This window comes from Methylobacterium planeticum (assembly GCF_008806345.1).
In the GTDB taxonomy this organism is placed as follows: Bacteria; Pseudomonadota; Alphaproteobacteria; order Rhizobiales; family Beijerinckiaceae; genus Methylobacterium; species Methylobacterium planeticum.
The window spans coordinates 145954-169220 of the sequence record NZ_VZZJ01000003.1 but is presented as its reverse complement, the minus strand read 5'-3'; the positions used below and the strand labels follow the sequence as shown (position 1 = coordinate 169220).

General features: G+C 68.9%; 20 protein-coding genes. 8 read left to right on the top strand and 12 right to left on the bottom strand.

Annotated elements, in window-relative coordinates; translation table 11 throughout:
• Positions 1–187 precede the first annotated feature (187 nt).
• The 3 genes from pyrE to rpoZ all read right to left on the bottom strand — a co-directional run bounded on the left by pyrE (position 188) and on the right by rpoZ (position 3714).
• Complete coding sequence (gene pyrE / locus F6X51_RS04530) at positions 188–778, bottom strand: orotate phosphoribosyltransferase (RefSeq protein WP_150962030.1); 591 nt, start codon at positions 776–778, stop codon at positions 188–190.
• A gap of 80 nt (positions 779–858) precedes the next feature.
• Positions 859–3096 (bottom strand): RelA/SpoT family protein, encoded by a 2238-nt coding sequence (locus tag F6X51_RS04525; RefSeq protein WP_150962029.1) that lies wholly within the window; start codon positions 3094–3096, stop codon positions 859–861.
• 207 nt (positions 3097–3303) lie between these two features.
• Positions 3304–3714, bottom strand: coding sequence for a DNA-directed RNA polymerase subunit omega (gene rpoZ, locus F6X51_RS04520; protein WP_150962028.1), 411 nt, complete (start codon positions 3712–3714; stop codon positions 3304–3306).
• Between the two features lie 186 nt (positions 3715–3900).
• On the opposite strand from rpoZ, the gene fabD reads away from it, so the two are divergent.
• From fabD to F6X51_RS04495, 5 genes are all read left to right on the top strand, one after another.
• Entirely contained in the window at positions 3901–4851 is a 951-nt protein-coding gene (fabD, locus tag F6X51_RS04515) for an ACP S-malonyltransferase (RefSeq protein ID WP_150962027.1), read from the top strand.
• A gap of 38 nt (positions 4852–4889) precedes the next feature.
• Positions 4890–5630 carry a 3-oxoacyl-[acyl-carrier-protein] reductase gene (gene fabG / locus F6X51_RS04510; protein ID WP_150962026.1) on the top strand — a complete coding sequence of 247 codons (741 nt, stop codon included), beginning with the start codon at positions 4890–4892 and terminating at the stop codon, positions 5628–5630.
• A gap of 306 nt (positions 5631–5936) precedes the next feature.
• Complete coding sequence (locus F6X51_RS04505) at positions 5937–6173, top strand: acyl carrier protein (RefSeq protein WP_018044468.1); 237 nt, start codon at positions 5937–5939, stop codon at positions 6171–6173.
• 82 nt (positions 6174–6255) lie between these two features.
• Positions 6256–7521, top strand: a complete 1266-nt coding sequence (fabF, locus tag F6X51_RS04500; RefSeq protein ID WP_150962025.1) for a beta-ketoacyl-ACP synthase II — start codon at positions 6256–6258, stop codon at positions 7519–7521.
• Between the two features lie 163 nt (positions 7522–7684).
• A complete protein-coding gene (locus F6X51_RS04495) occupies positions 7685–9388 on the top strand; it encodes an AIPR family protein (RefSeq protein WP_150962024.1) in 1704 nt (567 codons plus the stop codon).
• A gap of 2 nt (positions 9389–9390) precedes the next feature.
• Here F6X51_RS04495 and F6X51_RS04490 read toward each other — a convergent pair whose 3' ends face one another.
• The 6 genes from F6X51_RS04490 to F6X51_RS04465 all read right to left on the bottom strand — a co-directional run bounded on the left by F6X51_RS04490 (position 9391) and on the right by F6X51_RS04465 (position 16308).
• Positions 9391–10188 (bottom strand): YidB family protein, encoded by a 798-nt coding sequence (locus F6X51_RS04490; RefSeq protein WP_150962023.1) that lies wholly within the window; start codon positions 10186–10188, stop codon positions 9391–9393.
• A 117-nt stretch (positions 10189–10305) separates the two neighbouring features.
• Positions 10306–10686: a hypothetical protein gene (locus tag F6X51_RS04485; RefSeq protein WP_150962022.1), complete on the bottom strand. Its 381-nt coding sequence runs from the start codon at positions 10684–10686 to the stop codon at positions 10306–10308.
• A gap of 578 nt (positions 10687–11264) precedes the next feature.
• A complete protein-coding gene (gene uvrB, locus F6X51_RS04480; RefSeq protein ID WP_150962021.1) occupies positions 11265–13955 on the bottom strand; it encodes an excinuclease ABC subunit UvrB in 2691 nt (896 codons plus the stop codon).
• Between the two features lie 45 nt (positions 13956–14000).
• Entirely contained in the window at positions 14001–15026 is a 1026-nt protein-coding gene (locus tag F6X51_RS04475) for a helix-turn-helix domain-containing protein (protein WP_150962020.1), read from the bottom strand.
• Between the two features lie 9 nt (positions 15027–15035).
• The gene (locus F6X51_RS04470) at positions 15036–15236 is read right to left on the bottom strand and encodes a hypothetical protein (protein ID WP_150962019.1); all 201 of its coding nucleotides are present in this window, start codon (positions 15234–15236) and stop codon (positions 15036–15038) included.
• A 10-nt stretch (positions 15237–15246) separates the two neighbouring features.
• A complete protein-coding gene (locus F6X51_RS04465) occupies positions 15247–16308 on the bottom strand; it encodes a PAS domain-containing protein (protein ID WP_191970010.1) in 1062 nt (353 codons plus the stop codon).
• Positions 16309–16772: 464 nt separating this feature from the next.
• On the opposite strand from F6X51_RS04465, the gene F6X51_RS04460 reads away from it, so the two are divergent.
• From F6X51_RS04460 to F6X51_RS04450, 3 genes are all read left to right on the top strand, one after another.
• Positions 16773–17309: an ankyrin repeat domain-containing protein gene (locus F6X51_RS04460; RefSeq protein WP_150962017.1), complete on the top strand. Its 537-nt coding sequence runs from the start codon at positions 16773–16775 to the stop codon at positions 17307–17309.
• Positions 17310–17418: 109 nt separating this feature from the next.
• Positions 17419–19236, top strand: a complete 1818-nt coding sequence (locus tag F6X51_RS04455; RefSeq protein WP_150962016.1) for a pyrroloquinoline quinone-dependent dehydrogenase — start codon at positions 17419–17421, stop codon at positions 19234–19236.
• A 129-nt stretch (positions 19237–19365) separates the two neighbouring features.
• Positions 19366–19791 (top strand): acyl-CoA thioesterase, encoded by a 426-nt coding sequence (locus F6X51_RS04450; protein WP_150962015.1) that lies wholly within the window; start codon positions 19366–19368, stop codon positions 19789–19791.
• A gap of 4 nt (positions 19792–19795) precedes the next feature.
• Here the strand turns inward: F6X51_RS04450 and F6X51_RS04445 are convergent, their stop codons facing one another.
• From F6X51_RS04445 to F6X51_RS04435, 3 genes are all read right to left on the bottom strand, one after another.
• The gene (locus F6X51_RS04445) at positions 19796–21115 is read right to left on the bottom strand and encodes an O-antigen ligase family protein (protein ID WP_150962014.1); all 1320 of its coding nucleotides are present in this window, start codon (positions 21113–21115) and stop codon (positions 19796–19798) included.
• Between the two features lie 140 nt (positions 21116–21255).
• Entirely contained in the window at positions 21256–22161 is a 906-nt protein-coding gene (locus tag F6X51_RS04440; RefSeq protein WP_150962013.1) for an alpha/beta hydrolase, read from the bottom strand.
• 115 nt (positions 22162–22276) lie between these two features.
• On the bottom strand, positions 22277–23233 hold the full coding sequence (locus F6X51_RS04435) for a lytic transglycosylase domain-containing protein (protein ID WP_150962228.1): 957 nt from the start codon (positions 23231–23233) through the stop codon (positions 22277–22279).
• Positions 23234–23267: the final 34 nt, after the last annotated feature.

Below are 23267 nucleotides of genomic sequence, written 5' to 3'. Positions count from 1 at the left end.
CGGCGTAGGACGGCTCGTCTGAGCTTTGAGGGGCTAAGTGCTTTATGTCAAGCGAGATTGCTGGACATCGGCTCGCCCGTGACGGAATACATCGCTGTCTGAGCGATAGCTCATGAACCTAAGGTAAACATTCGTCGGGCAGCGTGGTGTCGCGGGCGCTTGTGCGCGGGATGTCACCGGATGAGGATCAGGACTTCTGCTGTGCCCGACTCCCGGGCTTGACCGCAGGAATTGCAGCCAGTTCCGGGGGCAGGGCGTCGGCTGGATAGGCCGGGATATCCAGCGTCACGAGGGACAGAAGCGGCAAGCCGATCTCACCGCGCCCGCCGGATCGATCGATGAGGCAGGCGGCTCCCACGATCTCTCCGGCCTCGTCCGTCAAGGACGCCAGACATTCGCGCGCCGACAGACCGGTCGTGACGATGTCCTCGACGATGACGGCGCGCTTTCCCTTCGGGATGCTGAAACCGCGCCGCAGCGTGAACGGACCACCGGGATCGCGCTCCACGAATATCGCCCGGGCGCCGAGATGGCGGGCAGTCTCGTACCCCGGAACGATCCCGCCGATGGCCGGCGAAACCACGATATCGATCGCACCGAACCGTGCCTCGATCGCCTCCGCCAGGGCGCGGCACAGGCGCTCGGTGCGCGGCGGCTCGGAGAAGATCGCCATCTTCTGAAGGAACACGCCGGAGTGCAGACCCGAGCTCAGGATGAAATGCCCTTCGAGCAATGCCCCGGCATTGCGGAACTCTTCGAGCACCTGCTCTGGGGTCATGACGTCGAGGCTCCGCGGCATCGGAAAGGGCGGCACGCTTGTGACAGCGGCCGGCTCGACAGGCAAGCGAGACGGGCCTCTCAGCCGTTGACGCGATCGACGCGGCTGACCGCGCGCTTGCCGCGCAACTCCGCGATGATCGCGTTGAGATGCTTCAGGTCCCAGACGGACAGGTCGATGACGATATCGGTGAAGTCCTGGGTGCGCCGCTTCATCGAGAGATTGTCGATGTTGCCGTCGTGATCGGCGATGACCTGAGCAATCTGGGCGAGCACGCCGGGCTCGTTGATCGATTGCAGGGCGATGCGGGCAGGGAAACGCTCGCTCGACCCGGCTTCCACATCCCAGCGGACGTCGAGCCAGCGGGCCGGCTCGTTGTCGAAGGCGGCCAGAGCCGCCGATTGGATCGGGTAGATCGTGACGCCGACCCCCGGCGTCAGGATACCCACGATCCGGTCCCCCGGCACGGCGCCGCCATTCGGCGCGAAGCTGACGGGCAGGTCGCCGGCGAGGCCGCGGATCGGGATCGCGTCGGCTTGCCCGATATCGCCCGTCCCATCCGGGAAGGTCAGGCGCATGGTCTGATCCTTCGAGCGCGTCAGACGGCCCGCACCATTCGCCGGAGGCTGCGAGACCGGCGCCGCACCGGCGCGCCGCTCGTCCTTGTAATCGGGATAGACGGCCTTCACGACGTCGCCTGAGAACATCTCGCCACGGCCCACGGCGGCGAAGACGTCCTCGGTCGATCCGCGGGCGAGACGCGGCAGGGCACCGCGCAGCTTGTCCTCCGAGAAGCTTTTGCCGGCCCTCTCGAAGGCGCGATCGAGGATCTGGCGCCCGAGGCCCGCATATTGCCGTCGCACCGCGGAGCGGGTCGCCCGGCGGATCGCCGCCCGCGCCTTGCCGGTGACGACGAGGGATTCCCAGGCCGCAGGCGGCGACGCCCCATCGGAGCGCGCGATCTCGACCTCGTCTCCGTTCGCCAACTCGTGCAGGAGCGGCGCCATGCGTCCATTGATCTTGGCGCCGACCGCCGTGTTGCCGACATCCGTGTGGACCGCGTACGCGAAGTCGATCGGCGTCGCCCCCCGCGGCAGCGCGATCAGGCGGCCCTTCGGCGTGAAGCAGAAGACCTGATCCTGGAAGAGCTCGAGCTTCGTGTGTTCGAGGAATTCCTCCGGGCTGTCGCCCTCGGCCAGCAATTCGATGGTGCGGCGGAGCCACTGGTAGGCGCCGCTCTCGGTCGCGAGGCGCGGATGGATGCCGCCGCCATCGTCCTTACCGCTCACTTCCTTGTAGTGGGCGTGGGCCGCGATGCCGTACTCGGCGATCTCGTCCATGGCCGCCGTCCGGATCTGCAATTCGACCCGTTGGCTCTTCGGGCCGATCACCGTGGTGTGGATCGACCGATAATCGTTCTGCTTCGGCGTCGAGATATAGTCCTTGTAGCGGCCCGGAACCATCGGCCAGCTGGTGTGAACGACGCCGAGCGCGCCGTAGCAATCCGCGAGGGTCTCGACGACGACGCGGAAGCCGAAGATGTCGGAGAGCTGCTCGAAGGCGACGGACTTGCGCTCCATCTTCGACCAGATCGAGTAGGGCCGCTTCTGCCGTCCGGTGACCGACGCCGCGATGCCGCGCGCGGCGAGCTTGGCGGTCAGATCCTGCTCGATGCTATCGACGAGCCGCTCGGATTTCATCGAAAGGTCGCTCAAGCGCTGCGTGATCGTCGCGTAGATCTCGGGCTTGAGGTTGCGGAAGGCGAGGTCCTCGAGTTCGTCGCGCAGTTCCTGCATGCCCATGCGGCCGGCGAGGGGCGCGTAGATGTCGAGGGTTTCCTCCGCGATCCGCACCCGCTTCTCGGGCGGCATGTGGTGGAGGGTGCGCATGTTGTGCAGGCGGTCGGCGAGCTTGACGAGCAGAACCCGCACGTCGGCCGCGACCGCGAGCAGCAGCTTGCGGAAGTTCTCGCCCTGCGCCGCGCGCTTCGAGACGAGATCGAGACGCTTCAGCTTGGTCAGGCCGTCGACGAGGGCGCCGATCTCGGGGCTGAAGATCTCGCGGATCTCGTCGAGCGTCGCGGCGGTGTCCTCGACGGTGTCGTGCAGCACGGCCGCCACGATGGTGGCGTCGTCGAGCCGAAGGTCGGTGAGGATCGCGGCGACCTCGAGGGGATGGGCGAAGAACGGATCGCCGGAGGCCCGCTTCTGCGTGCCATGAGCCCGCATGGCGTAGACGTAGGCGCGGTTGAGCAAGGCCTCGTTGGTGGCGGGATTGTAGCGCTTGACCCGCTCCACGAGTTCATACTGGCGCATCATCCGCCGACGGACCCTTCCCAAGGCTTGCGATGATCGGACGTGTCCGGCCAAACTCTCCCGTATTGCACGCGGGCGCGCCAGACCTGAAGGCGTCGCAACGGCGCGATTTCGCGAGGCGCCGATCCCAAAGACGCGAAAACCCGGCCGAGGGGCCGGGTTCGCCAGGACGTGATGGACGGCGCGCGAAGGTCCGCGCGGGCGGCGCGGTCAGTCGCCCTCGTCGTCGGTCTCGACCGGGGGTGCCAGGTTCTCGAGGCCGCGCAGGAGGTCTTCCTCGCTCATGCGGTCGAACTGCACGGCGCTGTCGTCGCTCGAGGATTGGGGCGCGACGGCGGCGGCGGCGGGCGAGGAGGAGAGCAGCGGCACCGTCTCGGCCTCGGGCTCGTCGACCTCGACGTATTTCTGCATCGAGTGGATGAGCTGTTCCTTGAGGTCGTCGGCCGTGATGGTCTCGTCGCCGATCTCGCGCAGGGCGACGACGGGGTTCTTGTCGCGGTCGCGGTCGATGGTCAGGGGGGCGCCGGCGGCGAGGAGGCGGGCCCGGTGGCTCGCCAGCAGGACGAGTTCGAACCGGTTCTCGACCTTGTCGATGCAGTCTTCAACGGTGACGCGAGCCATGGAGTGCGGCTCCTTCCTGAACCTGAAATGCCGGAATTTCGATGATGAACGCGCGTCTTACACCGGATGACGCCCTGCAACAAGCGGGAGCGCCGCGGCCTCCGGGGTTGTGCGATGCATTGTTGACACAGGGCGCCCGGCGGTGCGACTGCGCCGCGCTTCCCGGTGACCGATCTGGAACAAATCATGAGCGATTCCCTCATTTTCCCCGGCCAGGGCAGTCAGGTCGTCGGCATGGGCCGGGCGCTCGCCGAGGCCCACCCCCAGGCCCGCGCGGTGTTCGAGGAGGTCGACGCGGCGCTCGGCCAGAACCTGTCCGGGCTGATGTTCGAGGGTCCGGCCGAGGCCCTGACCCTGACGGCGAACGCCCAGCCGGCCCTGATGGCCGCGAGCCTCGCGGTGCTGCGGGTGCTGGAGGCCGAGCGCGGCCTCACCCTCGCGGGCGGCGTGCAATGCGTCGCCGGACACTCGCTCGGCGAGTACTCGGCCCTGGCCGCCGCCGGCAGCGTGACGATCACGGATGCGGCACGGCTCCTGCGCATCCGCGGCGAGGCGATGCAGCGGGCGGTGGCGCCGGGCGCCGGCGCCATGGCGGCCCTGATCGGGGCGGAGCCGGCCCAGGCCGCCGAGATCGCCGCCGAGATCGCCGCGGAGGCCGCGGAGGATCAGGTCTGCGACGTCGCCAACGACAATGGCGGCGGCCAGGTGGTCCTGTCGGGCGACCGGGCGGCGGTGGAGCGCGCGGTGGCGATCGCGCAGGGGCGCGGCATCAAGCGGGCCGTGATGCTCAACGTCTCCGCGCCCTTCCATTGCCGCCTGATGGCGCCCGCCGCCGAGGCGATGCGCGAGGCGCTGGCCGATGTGGCGCTGAGGGCCCCGGTGGTGCCCGTCTACGCCAACGTCACGGCGGCGCCCGTGACGAGCCCGGAGGCGATTCGCGAGGCCCTGGTGCGGCAGGTGACCGGCACCGTGCGCTGGCGCGAGGGCGTCGCCGCGATGGCGGGGGCCGGCGTCACCCGCTTCCTCGAACTCGGGGCCGGCAAGGTCCTGACCGGCCTCGTCAAGCGCATCGCGCCGGGCACGACGGGCAGCGCCATCGGAACGCCCGACGACGTCGCGGCCTTCTCCCGCGGCTGACGCCCGTCCCCTTCCCGAAGCCTTCAAGGACGATGCCCATGTTCGATCTCACCGGCCGCAAGGCCCTCGTTACCGGCGCGACCGGCGGCCTCGGCGGCGCCATCGCGCGGGCCCTCCACGCGCAGGGCGCGACCGTGGCGCTGTCGGGCACCCGCCAGGAGGCCCTGGAGGCGCTGGCGCGGGATCTCGGGGGCGAGCGGGTCCATGTCAGCCCGACGAACCTCGCCGACGCGGCCGCGGTCGAGGCGCTGGTGCCGGCGGCCGAGGCCGCGATGGGCGGGCTCGACATCCTGGTCAACAACGCGGGCATCACCCGCGACAACCTCTTCATGCGGATGAAGGACGAGGAGTGGGAGGCGGTGATCGCCGTCAACCTCACGGCGGCCTTCCGGCTCTCGCGCGCGGCCGTGAAGGGCATGATGCGCCGCCGCCACGGCCGCATCGTCAATATCGGCTCCGTCGTCGGCGCCACCGGCAACCCGGGCCAGGGCAACTACGCGGCGGCCAAGGCCGGCCTCGTCGGGATGACCAAGGCGCTCGCCGCCGAGGTCGCCTCGCGCAACATCACGGTCAACTGCATCGCCCCGGGCTTCATCGCCTCGCCGATGACGGACGAGCTCAACGAGAAGCAGCGCGAGGGCATCCTCGGCCGGGTGCCGATGGGGCGGCTCGGCACCGGCCAGGAGGTCGCCGCCGCCACCGTCTACCTCGCCTCGCAGGAGGCGGCCTACGTCACCGGGCACACGCTCCACGTCAACGGCGGGATGGCGATGTACTAGGGGGGCGATGGTCCGGGATCGGGCGCCCCGCCATCCCCGGTTGCATGCCCCGGCGCGGACCCGGGCGGGGCGAAAACGCTCGAAAAACCACAGGGATGAACGGTTCGTGAACCGGCTCTCGCCAGCGCCGGAACCCTGTGTTAACACCCCGGCAGCCGTGCAAGGGGGGTTGACGGTTCAGCGGGTTGCAAGTCCAAGACGACACGCGATCGGAGACCGGCCGCTTCCAACGTTCAAGGCCCGGCAGCGGCTGAAGCGGCCACGGCGCCATTCACCATCACGACTGACACACGAGGACCAACAACGATGAGCGATATCGCTGAGCGCGTGAAGAAGATCGTCGTCGAGCACCTGGGCGTCGAGCCCGAGAAGGTGGTCGAGGGCGCGAACTTCATCGACGATCTCGGCGCCGACAGCCTCGACACCGTCGAGCTCGTGATGGCGTTCGAGGAGGAGTTCAACGTCGAGATTCCCGACGATGCGGCCGAAACCATCCAGACGGTCGGCGACGCGGTGAAGTTCCTCGAGAAGAACTCCGCCTGAAAAATTTTCCGGCGGCGCGGACGGGGCCGAAACGCCCCGCGCGCCGTTTATGGTTGGACGAAAACGGTTTCGGGAATTCGCGATGCGTCGGGTCGTCGTCACGGGTCTGGGTATGGTCACGCCGCTGGGCAGCGGGGTCGAGCACACCTGGAGCCGCCTGATCGCGGGGGATAGCGGTGCCTCGAAGGTCACGGCCTTCGAGACCGAGGACCTCGCCTGCCGCATCGCCTGCTCGATCCCCCTCGGCGACGGCCGCGAGGGCACCTTCAACCCCGACCGGTGGATGGAGCCCAAGGAGCAGCGCAAGGTCGACCCGTTCATCGTCTACGCGATGGCGGCGGCCGGCGAGGCCCTGGAGGATGCCGGCTGGGCCCCGAAGACCGACGCGGACCAGGTCGCCACCGGCGTGCTGATCGGCTCCGGCATCGGCGGCATCGGGGGCATCTACGACGCCTCCGTGACGCTGCACGAGAAGGGGCCGCGGCGCATCTCGCCGTTCTTCATCCCCGGCCGCATCATCAACCTCGCCTCGGGCCAGGTCTCGATCGCGCACGGGCTGAAGGGCCCGAACCACGCGGTGGTCACCGCCTGCTCCACCGGCGCGCACGCGATCGGCGACGCCGCCCGGCTGATCATGCTCGGCGATGCCGACGTGATGGTGGCGGGCGGGGCCGAATCACCCGTGAACCGCCTGGCGCTGGCGGGCTTCGCCGCCTGCCGGGCCCTCTCGACCGGCTTCAACGCGGACCCGACCCGGGCCTCCCGCCCCTACGACAAGGACCGGGACGGCTTCGTCATGGGCGAGGGCGCCGGCATCGTGGTGCTGGAGGCGTACGAGCACGCGCGGGCCCGCGGCGCCAGGATCTACGCCGAGGTGGTGGGCTACGGCCTCTCGGGCGACGCCTACCACATCACCTCGCCCTCGCCCGACGGCGACGGCGCCTATCGCTGCATGAGCGCCGCCGTGAAGCGCGCCGGCATCGACCCCTCCGAGATCGACTACATCAATGCCCACGGCACCTCGACCCCGATGGGCGACGAGCTGGAGCTGAAGGCGGTGGAGCGCGTCCTCGGCCCCGCCGCGGCCAGGGCCTCGATGTCCTCCACCAAGTCGGCCATCGGCCACCTGCTCGGCGCCGCCGGCTCCGTCGAGGCGATCTTCTCGGTCCTCGCCATCCGCGACGGCGTCCTGCCCCCGACCCTCAACCTCGACAACCCCAGCGTCGAGACCGCCATCGACCTCGTGCCGCACGAGGCCAAGCGCAAGCGGGTCGACGTGGTGCTGTCGAACTCGTTCGGGTTTGGCGGGACGAATGCCAGTCTGGTGATGCGGCGGGTTGTCGATTAAAGCCAAAAATCAATCCCGACTTACTAAAAGCAAATACCCGCCAGTATTTTTGGAAAAATAATTTGCGATTTAGTATAATTTATAGGGAATGACTTTAGCTAGTTGAATTTCTGCCTTAAGACTTAGTGGTTTTTTCGGTTCTCGCCTAGGCGGAGGCTTTGCAGTGGATCGTATCACAAAAAGTTTGCTTGATAAGTTTTCTGAATACCAGAGCTTAGACTCCTTTTCTACGGAGACTAAATTCGAGCATTTTGCAAATTATTTGGTGCTCAAGCAGTATGATGAAGACGAAATTCCAGTTTTAGAATTTCACACAGGCGAAAACGATCCATTGTCAATTGATGGTATCGGTGTTTACGTGAATGGGTCGTTCGTTTTATCTGCTGACGAGATCTTAGAATTTGCGAAAGACAATAAATATATAGATGCAACTTTCATTTTTATTCAAGCCAAGACTTCAACTTCTTTCGACACGGGTGATATCGCTAAGTTCATGCTTGGGGTATCCGATTTTTTTTCCCCAGAACCGAAATTGCCGCGGACTGAAAAATTCGAAGATTTCGAGTTACTTCGCGAAGCCGTGTATGCAGATCCTTCTTTATTCAAGCAAGGTAATCCCAAGTTAAAATGTTACTATGTGACTACAGGCATTTGGAATAACGAAACGCATCCACGTAATACCGCTGAAGCTCATAAAAAACAGCTGCAAGATACACAATTGTTTCGTAGCGTCGAGTTTTCGCCGCTAGGCGCATCTGAACTTCAAGGACTTTATCGGTCTGCTGAGGCTGCGCTATCGGTTACTTTCAAGGTAGCGAAATCAATCATTATTCCGACAGACGAAAAGGTCAGCGAGGCTCATTTGGCTCTGTTGCCATCAAGCGAATATCTTCAGTTGATCACTGATGAGGGCGGCAATATCCGACGTTCAGTGTTTTATGCAAATGTCCGTGATTTTCAAGGTAATAATAATGTTAACAAGGAGATTGGTGGAACCTTGCAATCGGATCGAAAGATAGATTTCGCTTTAAGAAACAATGGAATAACTGTCGTTGCTAAAGAACTCGGCCGAGTTTCCGATAATTTTACTTTGAAGGATTTCCAGATAGTCAATGGATGTCAGACAAGCCATGTTTTGTTTGCAAACCGTGATGTGTTGGATAGTTCTGTAAATATTCCTGTAAAGATAGTAGTGACTGAGAACGAAGATATTATCAACTCAGTCATTCGCTCGTCGAATCGACAAACAGAGGTGAGTGAAGAAGACTTCATTTCGCTTGACGAGTTCCAGAAAAAAATCGAAACTTATTTCGATACTTTCCAGGATGAACAAAAAATATTTTATGAGAGGAGATCTAAGCAGTACGCAGGTCAGGCTCTTCAGAAAGTCAAAGTTGTGTCTCGCGGTGTGCTAGTTAGGGCGTTCGCCGCGACATTTTTAGATGAACCTCATCGATCCAGCCGATACTACGGAAGAATTCTAAATACTGTTGGAAAAAGCATATTCGCAAAAACACACAAATTGTCACCTTATTATACCTCGGCTTTTGCTGCTTATAGACTCGAATTCCTTTTCCGGAACGGACGCCTTGAAGGAAAATACAAAAACTTCCGCTGGCACCTCCCTATGGCTTTGCGTTACTCAGTCTGCGGCCAAGACATGCCTCAAATATCCCATCCAAAGATTGACAAATATTGCGAGAAAATGAACCAGATACTGTGGGATGAAGACAGGGCAAAAGTGGAATTCGATAAGGTATGCAAATTTGTGGATCTCGCTATTGCTGAATCCGGTCGGGATTTTTCTTCGGAAACTGCGCGCCAACAAGAATTTCGCGATGTTTTGGTTAGATTAATTACGCGATAATTTCACCATCCCCGCCGCTCCTGCTCCCCCGGCACCCGCCCCTGCGGCGTGAGCTGTGAGATCACCTCCGGCAGGACCTGGGCGAGCTGGCCCAGCAGCGCAGTGCGGTCGAGGCCGGTCTGGTGCTCCAGGGTGTCGATGGTGTCGGGGCCGAGGGCGTCAGCGAGCTGGTTCGGCTGGACCGGACGGTTCTGGCCGTGGCCGATCCAGGATTCCATGACGTCGCCGAGGCCGCCGCGCTGGAAGCGCTCGATCAGGCCGTCGAGGCCGCCGAGATCGCCGCCCATACCCCCGCCGCCTTGATGCCCGCGCCCGAAGCCGCCCGCGTCGGGCTCCCGGTCGAGATGGGCGTAGGGGCCGGCGCCGGGACCGCGGCCGGCCGCGGTGCCGCCGCCGCCCTCGCCGGGGCCGTCGAGCATGCCCGAGAGGTCGCCATAATCGCCGGGGGGCAGGGGGGCGTCGCGCCGGCCGCCCTCCGGATCGTAGCCACCGGGCCGGCCGAAGCCGCCGATGTCACCGGGATCGCGGCCGTAGGGGCCGGCACCGCCGGAGCGGTCGTCCTCCGGGCCGGCCTCGCGCGGGTCGCCGCGGCCGTCGTGACCGCCGGCGCGCCCGAAGATGTCGCCGAAGCCGCCGCTCGCGCCCTTGGCGAGGAGCAGCATCAGGAGCGCCTTCACGATCGGCGACAGGCCGGCGGATTGGGGGCCGGAGCCGTGCGGGCCCGAGGGCGCCGGGCCGCCGCGCCCGCCGCCGAGGACCTGACCCAGCACGCCGCCGATGACCGAATCGAGGAGACCCATGCTGCGCACTCCGGTTGCCGGTCCGGTCCCGTCATGCCCGGCCCTGCGCCATTAACCGCCGAGGCCGGCCCGGGGTTGCGCCGGCCGGCCTCGCGCCATGTCGGCGTGCGGGATGGCCTATTCGCGGCCGGAGCGCTGGTTCCTCGGCAGGTGGTCGAGGGGGTTGGTGACGCTCGCCTTGCCCGCCGTGTCCGAGCGCACCACCGCGGTGGTGTTCCGGATGGCGCTCGGGGGCGCCACGCCGGCGGTCGGGCGGTTCGCCGCCGGGTTGCCCCGCACCGTGTCGGTGCCGGCCGGCGAGGTGCGGGCCGGCAGGGTGCCGGCGCCGGGCTGATCGGTCTGGTTCGCGGCCGATTGCGCCACGGCCGGCTCGCCCATCGGGGCGACCAGGATCGCGGCGGCGCCGGAGACGGCGAGGCCGCCGAGGAACAGGGCGGTGGCGAGCCCGCCCGCGCGGGGACGCAGGGGCGGGACCTTCCGGGGACGGTGCTGGGGCATGGGCGATCGATCCCGTTCGTCGCGAGGTCGGGGGCTCGAGCCGTGCGGCTCGTCTGCCAGAGCAAAGACGGGACCGGGCCGGGGGTTCCGTCGCCGGTCCCGGCCCGACCCCGCGGGCGGCGCGCGCCCTCTCCCGTGCGGGAGAGGCGGGGCCTGCCGCCGTCGGAGTGCGTTGTGGTTCCGCGCGGGCGCGGGCAGCACGACGGGCCCCCTCTCCCGTGCGGGAGAGGGTCGGGGTGAGGGATGCGCGCTGTCCGGAGAGGTCGCACCCCTCACCCGGTCGGCTGGCGCCGACTCGACCTCTCCCGGACGGGAGAGGTGGGGCGGGGCGCCGCTCCGGAAGGACGGGTTGGTGGGCGCGGGCGTCGCGACGGGCCCCCTCTCCCGTGCGGGAGAGGGTTGGGGTGAGGGATGCGCGCTCTCAAGATATGTCGCACCCCTCACCCGGTCGGCTGGCGCCGACTCGACCTCTCCCGGACGGGAGAGGTGGGCGCATCGCCGTCCGGAGTGAGTGGTGGTTCCGTGCGGGCGCGGGCGGCGCGGCGCGCCCCATCGCCCGACCGGGAGAGGGGGCGGCCCTAGCGCTTGCCGCCGCGGCCCTTGTATTTCGGGCGCTGGCCGCCGAGACCTTGTGTCGAGCGGGGCTTCGGGCGCTCCTGGAACGGGAGGGCGCCCCCGACCGGGATCTCGCGGTCGGTGCCCGGGCCCATGTTGTCGAGGCTGGGCTTGGCGATGCGCGAGCCGTCGCCCCGCGGGCCCTTGCGCCCGAACTTGCCGGCCTCGCGCGCGACATCGGCCTGGCGGGCCATGGGGTCGTCCGCGACGAGGAGCTCGGTGGCCTGGAGGCGCTTGAGCTCGTCGCGCAGGCGCGCGGCCTCCTCGAAGTCGAGGTCGGCGGCGGCCGCCCGCATGCGCTTCTCGAGGTCGCCCATCACGGCCTTGAGGTTGTGGCCGACCGTGATGGCGTCCCGGGCGAGGCCGGTATCGACCCGGACGTGGTCGCGCTCGAACACGCTGTCGAGGATGTCGGCGATGCCGCGCTTGACCGATTGCGGGGTGATGCCGTGCTCGGCGTTGTAGGCGAGCTGCTTCTGGCGCCGCCGCTCGGTCTCGGCCATCGCCCGCTCCATCGAGCCGGTGCGCTGATCGGCGTAGAGGATGCAGCGGGCCTCCGCGTTGCGGGCGGCGCGGCCGATAGTCTGGACGAGGGAGGTCTCGGAGCGCAGGAAGCCCTCCTTGTCGGCGTCGAGGATGGCGACGAGGGCGCATTCCGGGATGTCGAGGCCCTCGCGCAGCAGGTTGATGCCGATCAGCACGTCGAAGGCGCCGAGGCGCAGGTCCCGGATGATCTCGATGCGCTCCAGGGTGTCGATGTCCGAGTGCATGTAGCGCACCCGGACATTGTTCTCGTGCAGGTACTCGGTGAGGTCCTCGGCCATGCGCTTCGTCAGCGTCGTCACGAGGGTCCGGTAGCCGGCCTGGGCCACGTCCCGCACCTCGCCGAGGAGGTCGTCGACCTGGCTCCGGGCCGGCCGCACCTCGATCACGGGGTCGACGAGGCCGGTCGGGCGGATCACCTGCTCGGCGAAGACCCCATCCGTGCGCTCCATCTCCCACCGGCCCGGCGTCGCCGAGACGTGGACCGATTGCGGGCGCATCGCGTCCCATTCCTCGAAGCGGAGCGGGCGGTTGTCGAGGCAGGAGGGCAGCCGGAAGCCGTACTCGGCCAGCGTCGCCTTGCGGCGGAAGTCGCCCCGGTACATGCCGCCGATCTGCGGCACGGTGACGTGGCTCTCGTCGGTGAAGACCAGGGCGTTGTCGGGCAGGTACTCGAACAGGGTCGGGGGCGGCTCGCCGGGCTTGCGCCCGGTGAGGTAGCGCGAGTAGTTCTCGATGCCGTTGCAGGAGCCCGTCGCCTCGATCATCTCGATGTCGAAGGTGCAGCGCTGCTCGATGCGCTGCGCCTCGATCAGGCGGCCCATCCGGGTCAGCTCTTCGACCCGGGCCTTGAGCTCCGTCTTGATGCCCTTGACCGCCTGCTGCAGCGTCGGGCGCGGCGTGACGTAGTGCGAGTTGGCGTAGACCTTCACGAACTTCAGCTCGTTGATCTTCCGGCCCGTGAGCGGGTCGAACTCGACGATCGACTCGATCTCGTCGCCGAACAGCCCGACGCGCCAGCCGCGATCCTCGAGGTGGGCCGGCCACAGCTCGATCACGTCGCCGCGCACCCGGAAGGTGCCGCGGGCGAAGTCCGACTGGATGCGCTTGTACTGCAGGGCCACGAGGTCGGCGATGAGCTGGCGCTGCTCGATCTTCTCGCCGAGGCTGACGGTGAACGACATCGCCGTGTAGGTCTCGACCGAGCCGATGCCGTAGATGCACGAGACCGAGGCGACGATGATGACGTCGTCCCGCTCGAGCAGCGCCCGGGTGGCGGAGTGACGCATGCGGTCGATCTGCTCGTTGATCGAACTTTCCTTCTCGATGAAGGTGTCCGAGCGCGGCACGTAGGCCTCGGGCTGGTAATAATCGTAGTAGGAGACGAAGTACTCGACCGCGTTGTCGGGGAAGAAGCTCTTGAACTCGCCGTAGAGCTGCGCGGCGAGCGTCTTGTTCGGCGCCAGGATCAGGGCCGGGCGCTGCGTCGCCTCGATGACCTTGGCCATCGTGAAGGTCTTGCCCGAGCCCGTGACGCCGAGGAGCACCTGGTCGCGCTCCTGCGCCTTCACGCCCTCCACCAGCTCCGCGATGGCGCGGGGCTGGTCGCCCGCCGGGGTGAACTCGGAGGCGAGCCGGAAGGGCACGCCGCCCTCGGATTTCTGCGGACGCTCGGGCCGGTGCGGCACCCAGGTCTGCCCGTCCTTGAACAGCGGGTTGCCCTCGGTGAGGAGGCGCGACAGCGCGTCGACCGTGGCCGAGACCCCGTCGCTGGCGAGCGAGGTGTCGTCGCCCTCCACCAGGCCGGCGGGGGCCGGCCCGTCCTCGCCGTCGCGCAGGCCGAGCGCCTGGGCGAGGCGCGGGTCGACATCGGCCGCGCTCCCGTGCGCGAAGGCCGCCTGCGGCGCCTCGGCGAAGCCGGCCGGCGCCGCGTCGGACTTCTTTCCCCGGCCCTTCCGCTTCGGCTCGGACGGCCGTGCCGGCGGCGGCTCCGGCAGGCGGTTGCGGTTGAGGGCCGGGTTGAGCAGTTCGGCCAGGAACGGGTCGAGCGGCTTCAGCTCGGGCTTCTCGGCCTTGCCCGAGGCGGGGCGGGGCTTTCTGGGAGTCGGCATCGGGCGAATATGGCGTCTCAGGCCGGTGCCGGAAAGGGCGGCCCGTCAGGCCCGGGCGACAGCGATGGCGGCGCCGTCGAGGAGCGAGAAGCAGATGCCGGCGGTGCGGAGCGCCGCGACGGCAGCATGGCGCGACCGGGCGGCGATGGCCTCGACGTCGTCCTCGAGGCGCCGGATCGTCGAAAAGGACAGGCCGCTCGCCGCGGCCAGATCGTGCATCGACCAGCCGAGGAGGGCGCGTGCCGCCCGCACGTGATGGCCGCGGACCTGCTCCTCAAGCCTGCGCCGGACGTCGCCGGTTGGCTGCAAGCCCTGGCGGCCTACGGGGGTCACGAAGTGGGTCCAGCCCTCGATCCCGCCATCCGGACGCAGGATCGGGAGGACGATGAAGCGGAATCGTCCTTTCTGTCCGTCCGCCAGGATCAGGAGCGGCGTGGCGTGGAAGATCCGGGCGGAGGGAAAGTGTTCCGCTCCGAATTCCCGCCAGAAGCTCCGCTCCTCGCTGGCGATGGCGCGTTGCGAGTCTTCGAGAAAAGCCTCCCTGGACTGGCCCGTCAGGTCCATGAACTCGCGCGAGAATTCCAATGCGGGATGGCTGTACGTGTGCGTGAAGCTGCGGGTCCGCTGAAACAGCGCCCACGCCCGCCGCCGCTCCGCCGCCTGAGCGCGGGCGAGCGCCTCGCGATCGGTGATGTCGAGCACCGTTCCGGCCGCTGCCTGCGGGCGCCCGTCCGGCGCGACGTAGATCTCGGTTTGGATCGACAGGAGGCGCATCGTGCCGTCCGGCCTGATCACCCGCACGGTGGCGTTTCGTGCGAGCCCGTCCCGCATCTGGGCGCCGGTTTCGAGCGACGCGCGGTCCTCGGGATGGACGAGGTGGAGGAACAGGTCGTAGCTCGGTGGGACCATGCCGGGTTCCAGCCCGAGCAGGCGAAACAGCCCGGGCGACCAGACATGCTCGTTGGTCGCGAAGTTCCAGCCCCAGTTGCCGGTCAGCCCGGCGCCCTCGATCAGCCGCAGGAGCGCGCGCGACGAGTAGGGGAGGGCCGAGGGAGTAAGGAGAAGGGTCAAGGCTCCACCTCAGGTCTCGGCCACTGCGACCACGTCGCCGTCGATCGGCGGGACGCGCATGCCGGTGGCCCGAGGGGCCACGGCGGCGGCATGACGGGAGCGCTCGACCCCGCCGGCGCCCTCGATCCGGCCCGGCTGGCCGGTGAGGCCGAAGCCCTCCACGAGGCGGAGGCTGTCGCGGCAGGCGAGGGCGGACGCGGAGGCTTCCAAGGCCGGCCCTCTAGCGTTGTCCGACGGCGATGGTGCTGCTGTCGAGCAGCGAGAACTGGATGCCGGCGGTCCGCAGCGCCGCGACGGCCAGATGGCGCGAGCGCGACGCCGTGGCCTCGCCGTCGTCCTCCAGGCGGCGGACCGTCGAGAAGGACAAGCCGCTCGCTCGTGCCAGGTCCATCATCGACCAGCCGAGGAGCCCGCGCGCCGCCCGCAGGTGGCGGCCCTGGACGCTCTGTTCCAGGCCCTGCCGAAGCTCGCCGCCGAACGTCGCGAACGGCGTCTCGACGGGGGAGATGACGGCCGACCAGCACCCGATCGACGCATCCGCCTCGTAGACCGGGACCATGGTGTAGCGGAAGCGCGCACGCTCGTTCCCGACGAGGTTCAGGGTGGGAATCTCGATGAAGGGCTTGCCGGTTGCCAGGAGGCGCAGGGATTCGTCCTGCCAGAACGCCCATTCCTCGCGCGCGACATGCGCCAGCCAGTTGTCCAGGAGGTCCTGTCGCTGCAATCCGGCGAGGTCGACGAATTCGGGCGGATATTCCACGAAGGGGACGACCCGGTTCGAGCAGGTGAAGATGCGCGCCGTCTGCGCGAGCACCCGCTGGCGCTGCTTCTCGAAGGCGCTGATCGTGGCGAGCCGCTCGCGCTCGGTCACGTCGAGGAATGTGCCGGCAGCCGCGCGCGGCCGTCCCTCCGACGTGAAGTAGACCTCGCCCCGGCTCGACAGGACGCGGATCGAGCCGTCCGGCCGGATCACCCGGAAGACGTGGTCGCGCAGGATCCCGCCCTGCATGATCTCGGCGGTCGTCTCGAGTTCCGGCTTGTCCTCCGGATGGACGAGGCCGAGGAGCAGGTCGTAGCTCGGGAGCATGTCGGACGCCTGCAATCCGAGCAGTCGGAACAGGCCGGCCGACCAGACCTGCACATTCGTGTCGAAGGTCCAGCCCCAATTTCCGGTCAGTCCCTGGTCTTCGATCAGCCGCAGGAACTCGCGCGAGGAAAAGGCCAGGCCAGACCTGTTGAGGGAAACTCCGTTTGGTCCATCGTCCCGCATCGTGACATCCACGGGCATTTCCTCCCGACCTCCCCGCTCTGCGGGTCGCGTCGACGAGAAAAACGCTCTCTTCCATGTTCGAATACGTAGTCTTCGCGTTCCGCCTGCAAGTCTCGGATCGATCCTCGGGTCCCGGGCCATCCGAAAAACAGGGCGCTGACCCTGTATGCCCTCGTGTCCCTGCTTTGCAGGCAGGGTTGTGCTAACATGAGATATGCGTGAAACGTCCCTGGAGCAAGCGCATCTTCCCGCGATCCGTTTCAGTTAAGCTGGTCTCTATACGGGATACTTGCGCGCGATGCTGCAATTTGAATACATTTTGAGCTTGAGCATTCCGGGAGCGCGCGTGATCGCGCGCGGAGGTCGGTCGTGGTCGCTGCCGCCGCCGGTCCCGCCGACGGCCGTGCTGGACAGCGGCACGCGTCCACCCCAGATGCGCGGGCAGCGTTTCCCGAGCGTCCTTCCGGAGCCGTCCGATGCCCACCGAGCCCGCTGCCTCTCCGCCCGTCCTCGACGACGCGACCCTGGCCTTCGCGGGCCGGGTCTTCCAATACGCCCGGACGGGCGAGGCCGAGGCCTTGGCGGAGCTGTTCGGCCAGGGCCTGCCGGCGAACCTGCGCAACGACAAGGGCGACAGCCTGCTGATGCTCGCGGCCTATAACGGCCAGCGGGAGGCCACCCGCGTCATCCTGGGGGCCGGGGGCGACCCCGAGCTCGCCAACGACCGGGGCCAGACGCCGCTGGCCGGTGCCGCCTTTAAGGGCGCGGTCGAGATCGTCCGCCTGCTCCTCGCCCACGGGGCGGCGGTGGACGGCGTCGGCGACGGCAGCCGCACGGCGCTGATGACGGCGGCGATGTTCAACCGCACCGAGATGGTCGACCTGCTCCTCGCCCACGGGGCCGATCCGGACCGCCGCGACGCGGGCGGGCAGACCGCCGCCGAGATGGCACAGGCGGTGGGGGCGCCCGACACGCCGGCCCAGCTCGCCCGGGCGCCGAGGCCCGGCGCCTGAGGCGCGGCCTCGGCGGCGCCCGTTCGACAGGGGCCGGGGCTTGCCGTAACCACGGCGCGAACGACCAGGAACACTCGAGAAGACGCATGTCAGGGAAGAACCGCCCATCATGAGCCGTCCCGCTCCGCGCGCCCGCGCCGGCCGCCCCGCGCTCGCCGCGACCCTGGCGATGCTCGCCCTCGCGGCGCCGAACTCGGCCGGCGCGGCGCCGAACTCGGCCGGCGAGGCCTCCCGGGACTGGCCGGTATTCGGGGGCGACCATAGCAACCGCCACCACTCGCCCCTCGCCGGGATCGATCGGGGCAATGTCGGACGCCTGCGCCCGGCCTGGATCTTCCAGACCGGGGTGACCGGCTACTTCCAGGCCGAGCCCGTGGTGGTGGACGGGGTGATGTACGTCTCGACCACCGGCAACCACGTGGCCGCCCTCGAGGCGAAGTCGGGCCGGGTGCTCTGGACCTACACCCACAAGGCCCGCACCGAGAAGATCTTCGGGCCGCCCTCGAACCGGGGCGTCGCGGTCTCGGGCGGCCTCGTCTACGAGGCCACCATGGACGGGCGGGTGATCGCCCTGGATGCGGGCACCGGCAAGGTCGCGTGGGACCACGAGGCGGTGCGCCCCGAGGAGGGCGAGACCGAGACCGCCTCGGCGCTCGCGGCGCAGCTCGGCGACAAGCCGGTCCAGGGCTCGAGCCGCCTCGGCTTCAAGATGCCGCCCCTCGTGGCCGACGGCCTCGTGATCGTGGGCGTGGCGGGGGCGGGCTACGGCCTCCATGTCGAGGACGACAAGGGCGGCCTCGACGGCGGCTCCGTGGTGGGCATCGAGGGCGGCTACGGCCGGCGCGGCTGGCTCGCGGCCTATGACGCCAGGACCGGTGCCGAGCGCTGGCGCTGGTACGTCACCAAGGCCGACGGCTGGGAGGGCGGCTTCGTCGCGGCGACCGCCGACGGCGTGCCGCTCCACCGCGACATCGCGGCCGAGAAGGCCGCCGCGCCCCGGAACGCCGAGGCGTGGCGCGTCGGCGGCGGCTCCCTCTGGATGACGCCGGCCTACGACCCCGACCTCGGCCTGATCTATCTCGGCACCGGCAACCCGGCGCCGCAGAATTTCGGCCTGACCCGCCCGGGCGACAACCTCTACACGATGAGCCTCGTGGCCCTCGACGTGAGGACCGGCGCCCTGCGCTGGCATTTCCAGCAGGTGCCCCACGACGAGTGGGGCTACGACGTGGCGAGCCCGCCCTTCCTCCTCGACCACCCGACGCCGGAGGGCCCCGTGAAGGCGGTGGCGCAGGGGTCGAAGACCGGCTGGCTCTACGTGCACGACCGGGCGACGGGCAAGCTTCTCGCCCGCTCCGAGGCCTTGATCCGGCACAAGAACCTCTACGCGCCGCCGACCCCCGAGGGCACCGTCGTCAGCCCCGGCCCCCTCGGGGCGATCTCCTGGCATCCGGTCGCCTACGATTCCGCGACGGGGCTCGCCTACGCGCAGGTCCGCCACGGGGCGGCGACCTACACGGTCAGGACCGTGCCGGCGGCACAGGGCCGCCCGGAGATCCGCTACACCGAGACCAGCGAGGCGAAGGGCGAGCCCGCCTTCAGCACCCTGACGGCCGTCGACCTCGCGCGGGGCGGGGCCGTGGCGTGGTCGCGCAAGGCCGGGAGCCGGCTCTCCGGCGGCACCCTCGCGACGGCGGGCGGCCTCGTCTTCTCCGGCGAGGAGGACGGGCATCTCGACGCCCACGACGCCGGGACCGGCGAGATCCTGTGGCGCTTCCAGTGCGGCGCCGGCATCGGAGGCCCGCCCGTGACCTTCGCGGTGGACGGGCGCCAGTACGTCGCGGTGGCGGCGGGGGGCGCCTCCTTCACCAAGGGCGCGGGATTCGGCACGGGCGACGCCCTGGTGGTGTTCGCGCTCCCCGATTGAGGCGGAGCTGGTCGGCGGGCCGGGGAACTGGACCCGGGCGGCGGCCGGTGTCAGGCCTGGGTGCCCCCCGCCGTCCCGGACCTGGCACGGTCATGGCAAGGCGGACGCAGAGCCCGGAGGCCCGATCCCATGACGACCGAGACCCCCGCCCCGGCGGCGCCGGCGGCGCGGAGCCAGCCCGGCGACCGGGGCGCCCCGGTGATCCGCACCATCGCGATGCCCTCCGACACCAACCCGGCGGGCGACATCTTCGGCGGCTGGCTGATGGCGCAGATGGACCTCGCCGCCGGCAACGTCGCGGCCCGGCGCTCGCGCGGGCGCTGCGCCACCATCTCGGTCGAGGCCATGACCTTCCACCACCCGGTCTTCGTGGGCGACGAGGTCAGCCTCTACGCCTGGATCCTCAAGGTCGGCCGCACCTCCCTGCGGATCCGGGTCGAGGTCTGGCGCCGGGAGCGCGAGAGCGAGGCCACCATGAAGGTCACCGAGGCGATCTTCACCTTCGTGGCGATCGGGCCCGACCGGCGGCCGCGCCCGGTGCCGCCGGAGGCCTGACGCCTCAGGCCGCGATCATCCGGTGCGAGGCGCGCAGGCGCAGGCCGAACACCGCCATCATGAACATGCAGCAGGTGGCGTTGTTGCCGTTCAGGAGCACCGATTCGAACGAGGCCGAGATCAGGGCGAAGAACCACAGGCGCAGGAACAGCATCGTGGCCGGGTCGATCCCGTGCCCGTCCGTGATGCGCTGCAGGTCGCGCAAGGGGGCGATCAGGTAGGCCAGGAGGATGACGCCGAGCCCCGGCACGCCGAGCATCAGGGCCACGTCGATATAGGCGTTGTGCCCGTGCCGGGCGGTGTTCACCCAGGTCTGGGTCTCGCCGGTGGCGTACATGGTGCGCTCGGTCAGCCAGAAGGCGCCGTAGCCCCAGCCCTGGAGGGGCCGCGCCAGGATGTTCTCCATCGCGAATTCCCAGATCTCGCTGCGCCCGGTGAACGAGGCGTCGCTGAGCACCGAATCGAGGAGGTCCTTCACCGCCGGGATGAAGACCGAGCCGACCGAGATCACCGCGAAGCCGATCACGGGCCCGAGGAGCAGGATCGCGCGCAGGACCGTGCCCCTGAAGACGCGGCAGAGGGTCGTGACCACGAAGATCACCGGCAGGGTCGCCAGCGCGGTCTTCGAGTTGGTGCCGACCAGGAAGGTCGCGGCGAGCAGGATCAGGGCCCAGCCGTAGAGCCGGCTCGCGCTCGCCGCGACGTAGAGCCCGATGATGATGAAGATCACCATCACGGCCCCCGCCTCGTTCTTGAACGGGAAGACGCCGCGCCACAGGCCGGTGTGGCTCGGATCCGCCTGGACGTCGAAGGGCGAGTGCACCGCGAGGTGCGGCACCAGCGCGACCGCCAGGAAGGACGGGATCAGGATCACCAGGGCGGCGCCCGCGAGGGTCAGGGCGAATTGCCGGGCGGAGCGGGCGACGACCAGGATCCCGGCCGAGAGCATCGCCGCGATGACGAGCAGGATCGCCCGCCGGATCGACAGGAGCGGCTCGACCGAGGTGAAGATGGTGATCGCGAGCCAGGTCGCGACGGCGAGGAGCGGCCAGCTCGCCAGCGGCCGCAGGCGCTCGAGGCCGAGGCGCCGGAGGGCGGCCGCCATGGCGAGGCCGAGCCCGATGAACAGGAGCTGCGTCAGCAGGCTGCCGTCTTCCGCGGCGTCGAGCAGGGAGCGGTCGCTGAGGTCGCTGAACCAGACGTGGTTCCAGAGCACGACCAGGGTGACGCCGTTCAGGAGGACGCGCGCCCAATCGGCGAGGTCGCGCGCGGGCTGCGCGGCCGCGGCCGGTTCGAGGGCGTCGATCTCTGCTGCCGATGACACGGGCGGCGCGGCCTCATCGCGGGGAGGGGAGCATCGGGCGAGGCTCCGGGACCCATCCTAACCCGGAACCCCCGCGGCGGCGGCGCCCGCCGCGGCGTCATGCCCAGCAATCGCCCCGTAAGGTTGACGGCGCGGGGCGCTCAGCGCAGGCGCGCCGCCGCCTGCGGGCGCAGCGCCGTCTGTCCCTGCAGGAAGGCGGCCATCTCGGCGAGCTCGGGCGCCTTCGCCCGGAAGGTCACGGAGAGCGCCAGCAGGGTGTCGGCGTGGTCGAGGCCGGGATAGATCCGCTCCTGCACCGGCACGCGGGCGGCGCGCAGCTTGGCCGCGAGGCTCTGGGTGTTGCGCGGGCGCACGACCGTGTCGGCCTCGCCCGTGGCCAGGAAGGCCGGCGGCGAGTGCGGGCCCGCGAAGGTGATGGGCTGGGTCGCGGCCGGGTCCGGCGCCTCGCCGAATACCTGGATCGCGGTCCCCTGGTCGAAGGGCAGGAAGTCGTAGGGGCCGGAGAGCCCGGCCACGGCCCGCACGACCTTCGGATCGACGCCCGCCGCCCGCAGGTAGCGCGGGTCGAGCCCCAGCATCACGGCGTTGTAGGCGCCCGCCGAGTGGCCCGCGAGGACGATCCGGCGCGGGTCGCCGCCATAGGCCGCGATGTTGTCGCGCACCCAGGCGATGGCCGCCGCCCCGTCCTCGAGGAAGCCGGGGAAGCGCACCTCCGGGTAGAGCCGGTAATCGGGGAGCACCGTGACGAAGCCCTGGGCGGCGAGCGCCTGCCCGACGAAGGCGTAGTCCTCCTTGGCTCCGTTCTTCCAGGAGCCGCCGTAGAAGAACACCAGCACCGGCGCGTTGGTCGCCCCGGCCACGGGCACGAACACGTCGAGGCTCTGGCGCGGATGGCTGCCGAAGGGCTGGTTCTTCAGGGCCTGGCGGCCGCCGCTGTCCCGCGGGCCGATGGCGTCGAACAGCGCGAGCGGCGAGCAGGCGCCGATGCCGAGCGCCGCGAGGGCGAGGCAGACGAGGCTGGCGACGGCGGTGAAGGCTCTGATCATGCGTCTCTCGGGTGGCCTCCACCCTGATCGCATGCCGGTTCGGGCGGATTCATGACGAAGGTAAGGAATTGAACGGTCGCGCCGCCGCGACGCGCGATTCCGCCCGGACGGACCCTCACGTCCTCAGGACGATGCAGGCGCCCCCGACATGGCGGATCTTGCCGCAGAGGGTGTCGGCGGCCTGCCGGCTCTGGGCCGGGATGCGGATGCGGTAGAAGGCCCGCGTGCCGCGGTTGCGCAGGCGGGTGCCGATGATCATCGGGCGCACCTCGCCGATCACCTGCGCGTAGGCCGAGCGCGCCCGCGAGAAGCTCTGGAGCGCGAGCGACTTCGAGAAATTGCCCGCGAGCTGGATTCCCCAGGGCGCGGCCGGCCCCTCGTTGAGGCCGAGGGCGAAGCGGTCGCCGCGCGACGGGATGCGCAGCGCCGCGGTGACCTGCAGGCAGGTCTGCGGCGCCTCGACCCGCTTCTCGGCCGGGGGCGTCCGGTCGGCACCCGCCTCCTTCCCGCCGGGCTTGTCGCCGGCGGGCGCGGCGCCCCTGTCCGATGCCTTGTCGGAATCCTTGCCCTCGGGCGGCCCCATCTCGACAGCGCCGGTGCCGCCGCGCCAATCCTCCGCCGGCTGGCCCGTGATGGCGTAGACATAGGAGCGGGTCTCGGCCGGGAGCCCGCCGGACCCCGCGAGCCAGTTCGTGACGCGGCCGGCGCCGCCGTTATAGGCCGCCGCCGCGAGGCCGAGATTGCCGAACTGCCGCTTCAGGTCCGCCAGGAGGTGGGCCGCGTGCGGGATCGCCTGCTCGGGGTCGAAGGGGTCGAGCAGGCCGCGCTCCCGGGCGGTGCCCGGCATGAACTGCGCCACGCCCTGCGCGCCGACGGGACTGACGGCACTGACCCGGAAGCTGCTCTCGCGCCAGATCAGCCGCGTCAGGAACGGCACGGGCAGCCCCCGCGCCTTGGCGGAGGTCTCGATCAGGCGGCAGAGGGCCTGCTCGACGGTCTCGGTCGCCCCCTCGGAGGGGGCGGCGGAGGCGGGCAGGGCGAGGAGGAGCGCGCCGAGCAGGATCGCCGGCATCCGGAACGGGGAGATCTTCACCGCGCCGGTTCTA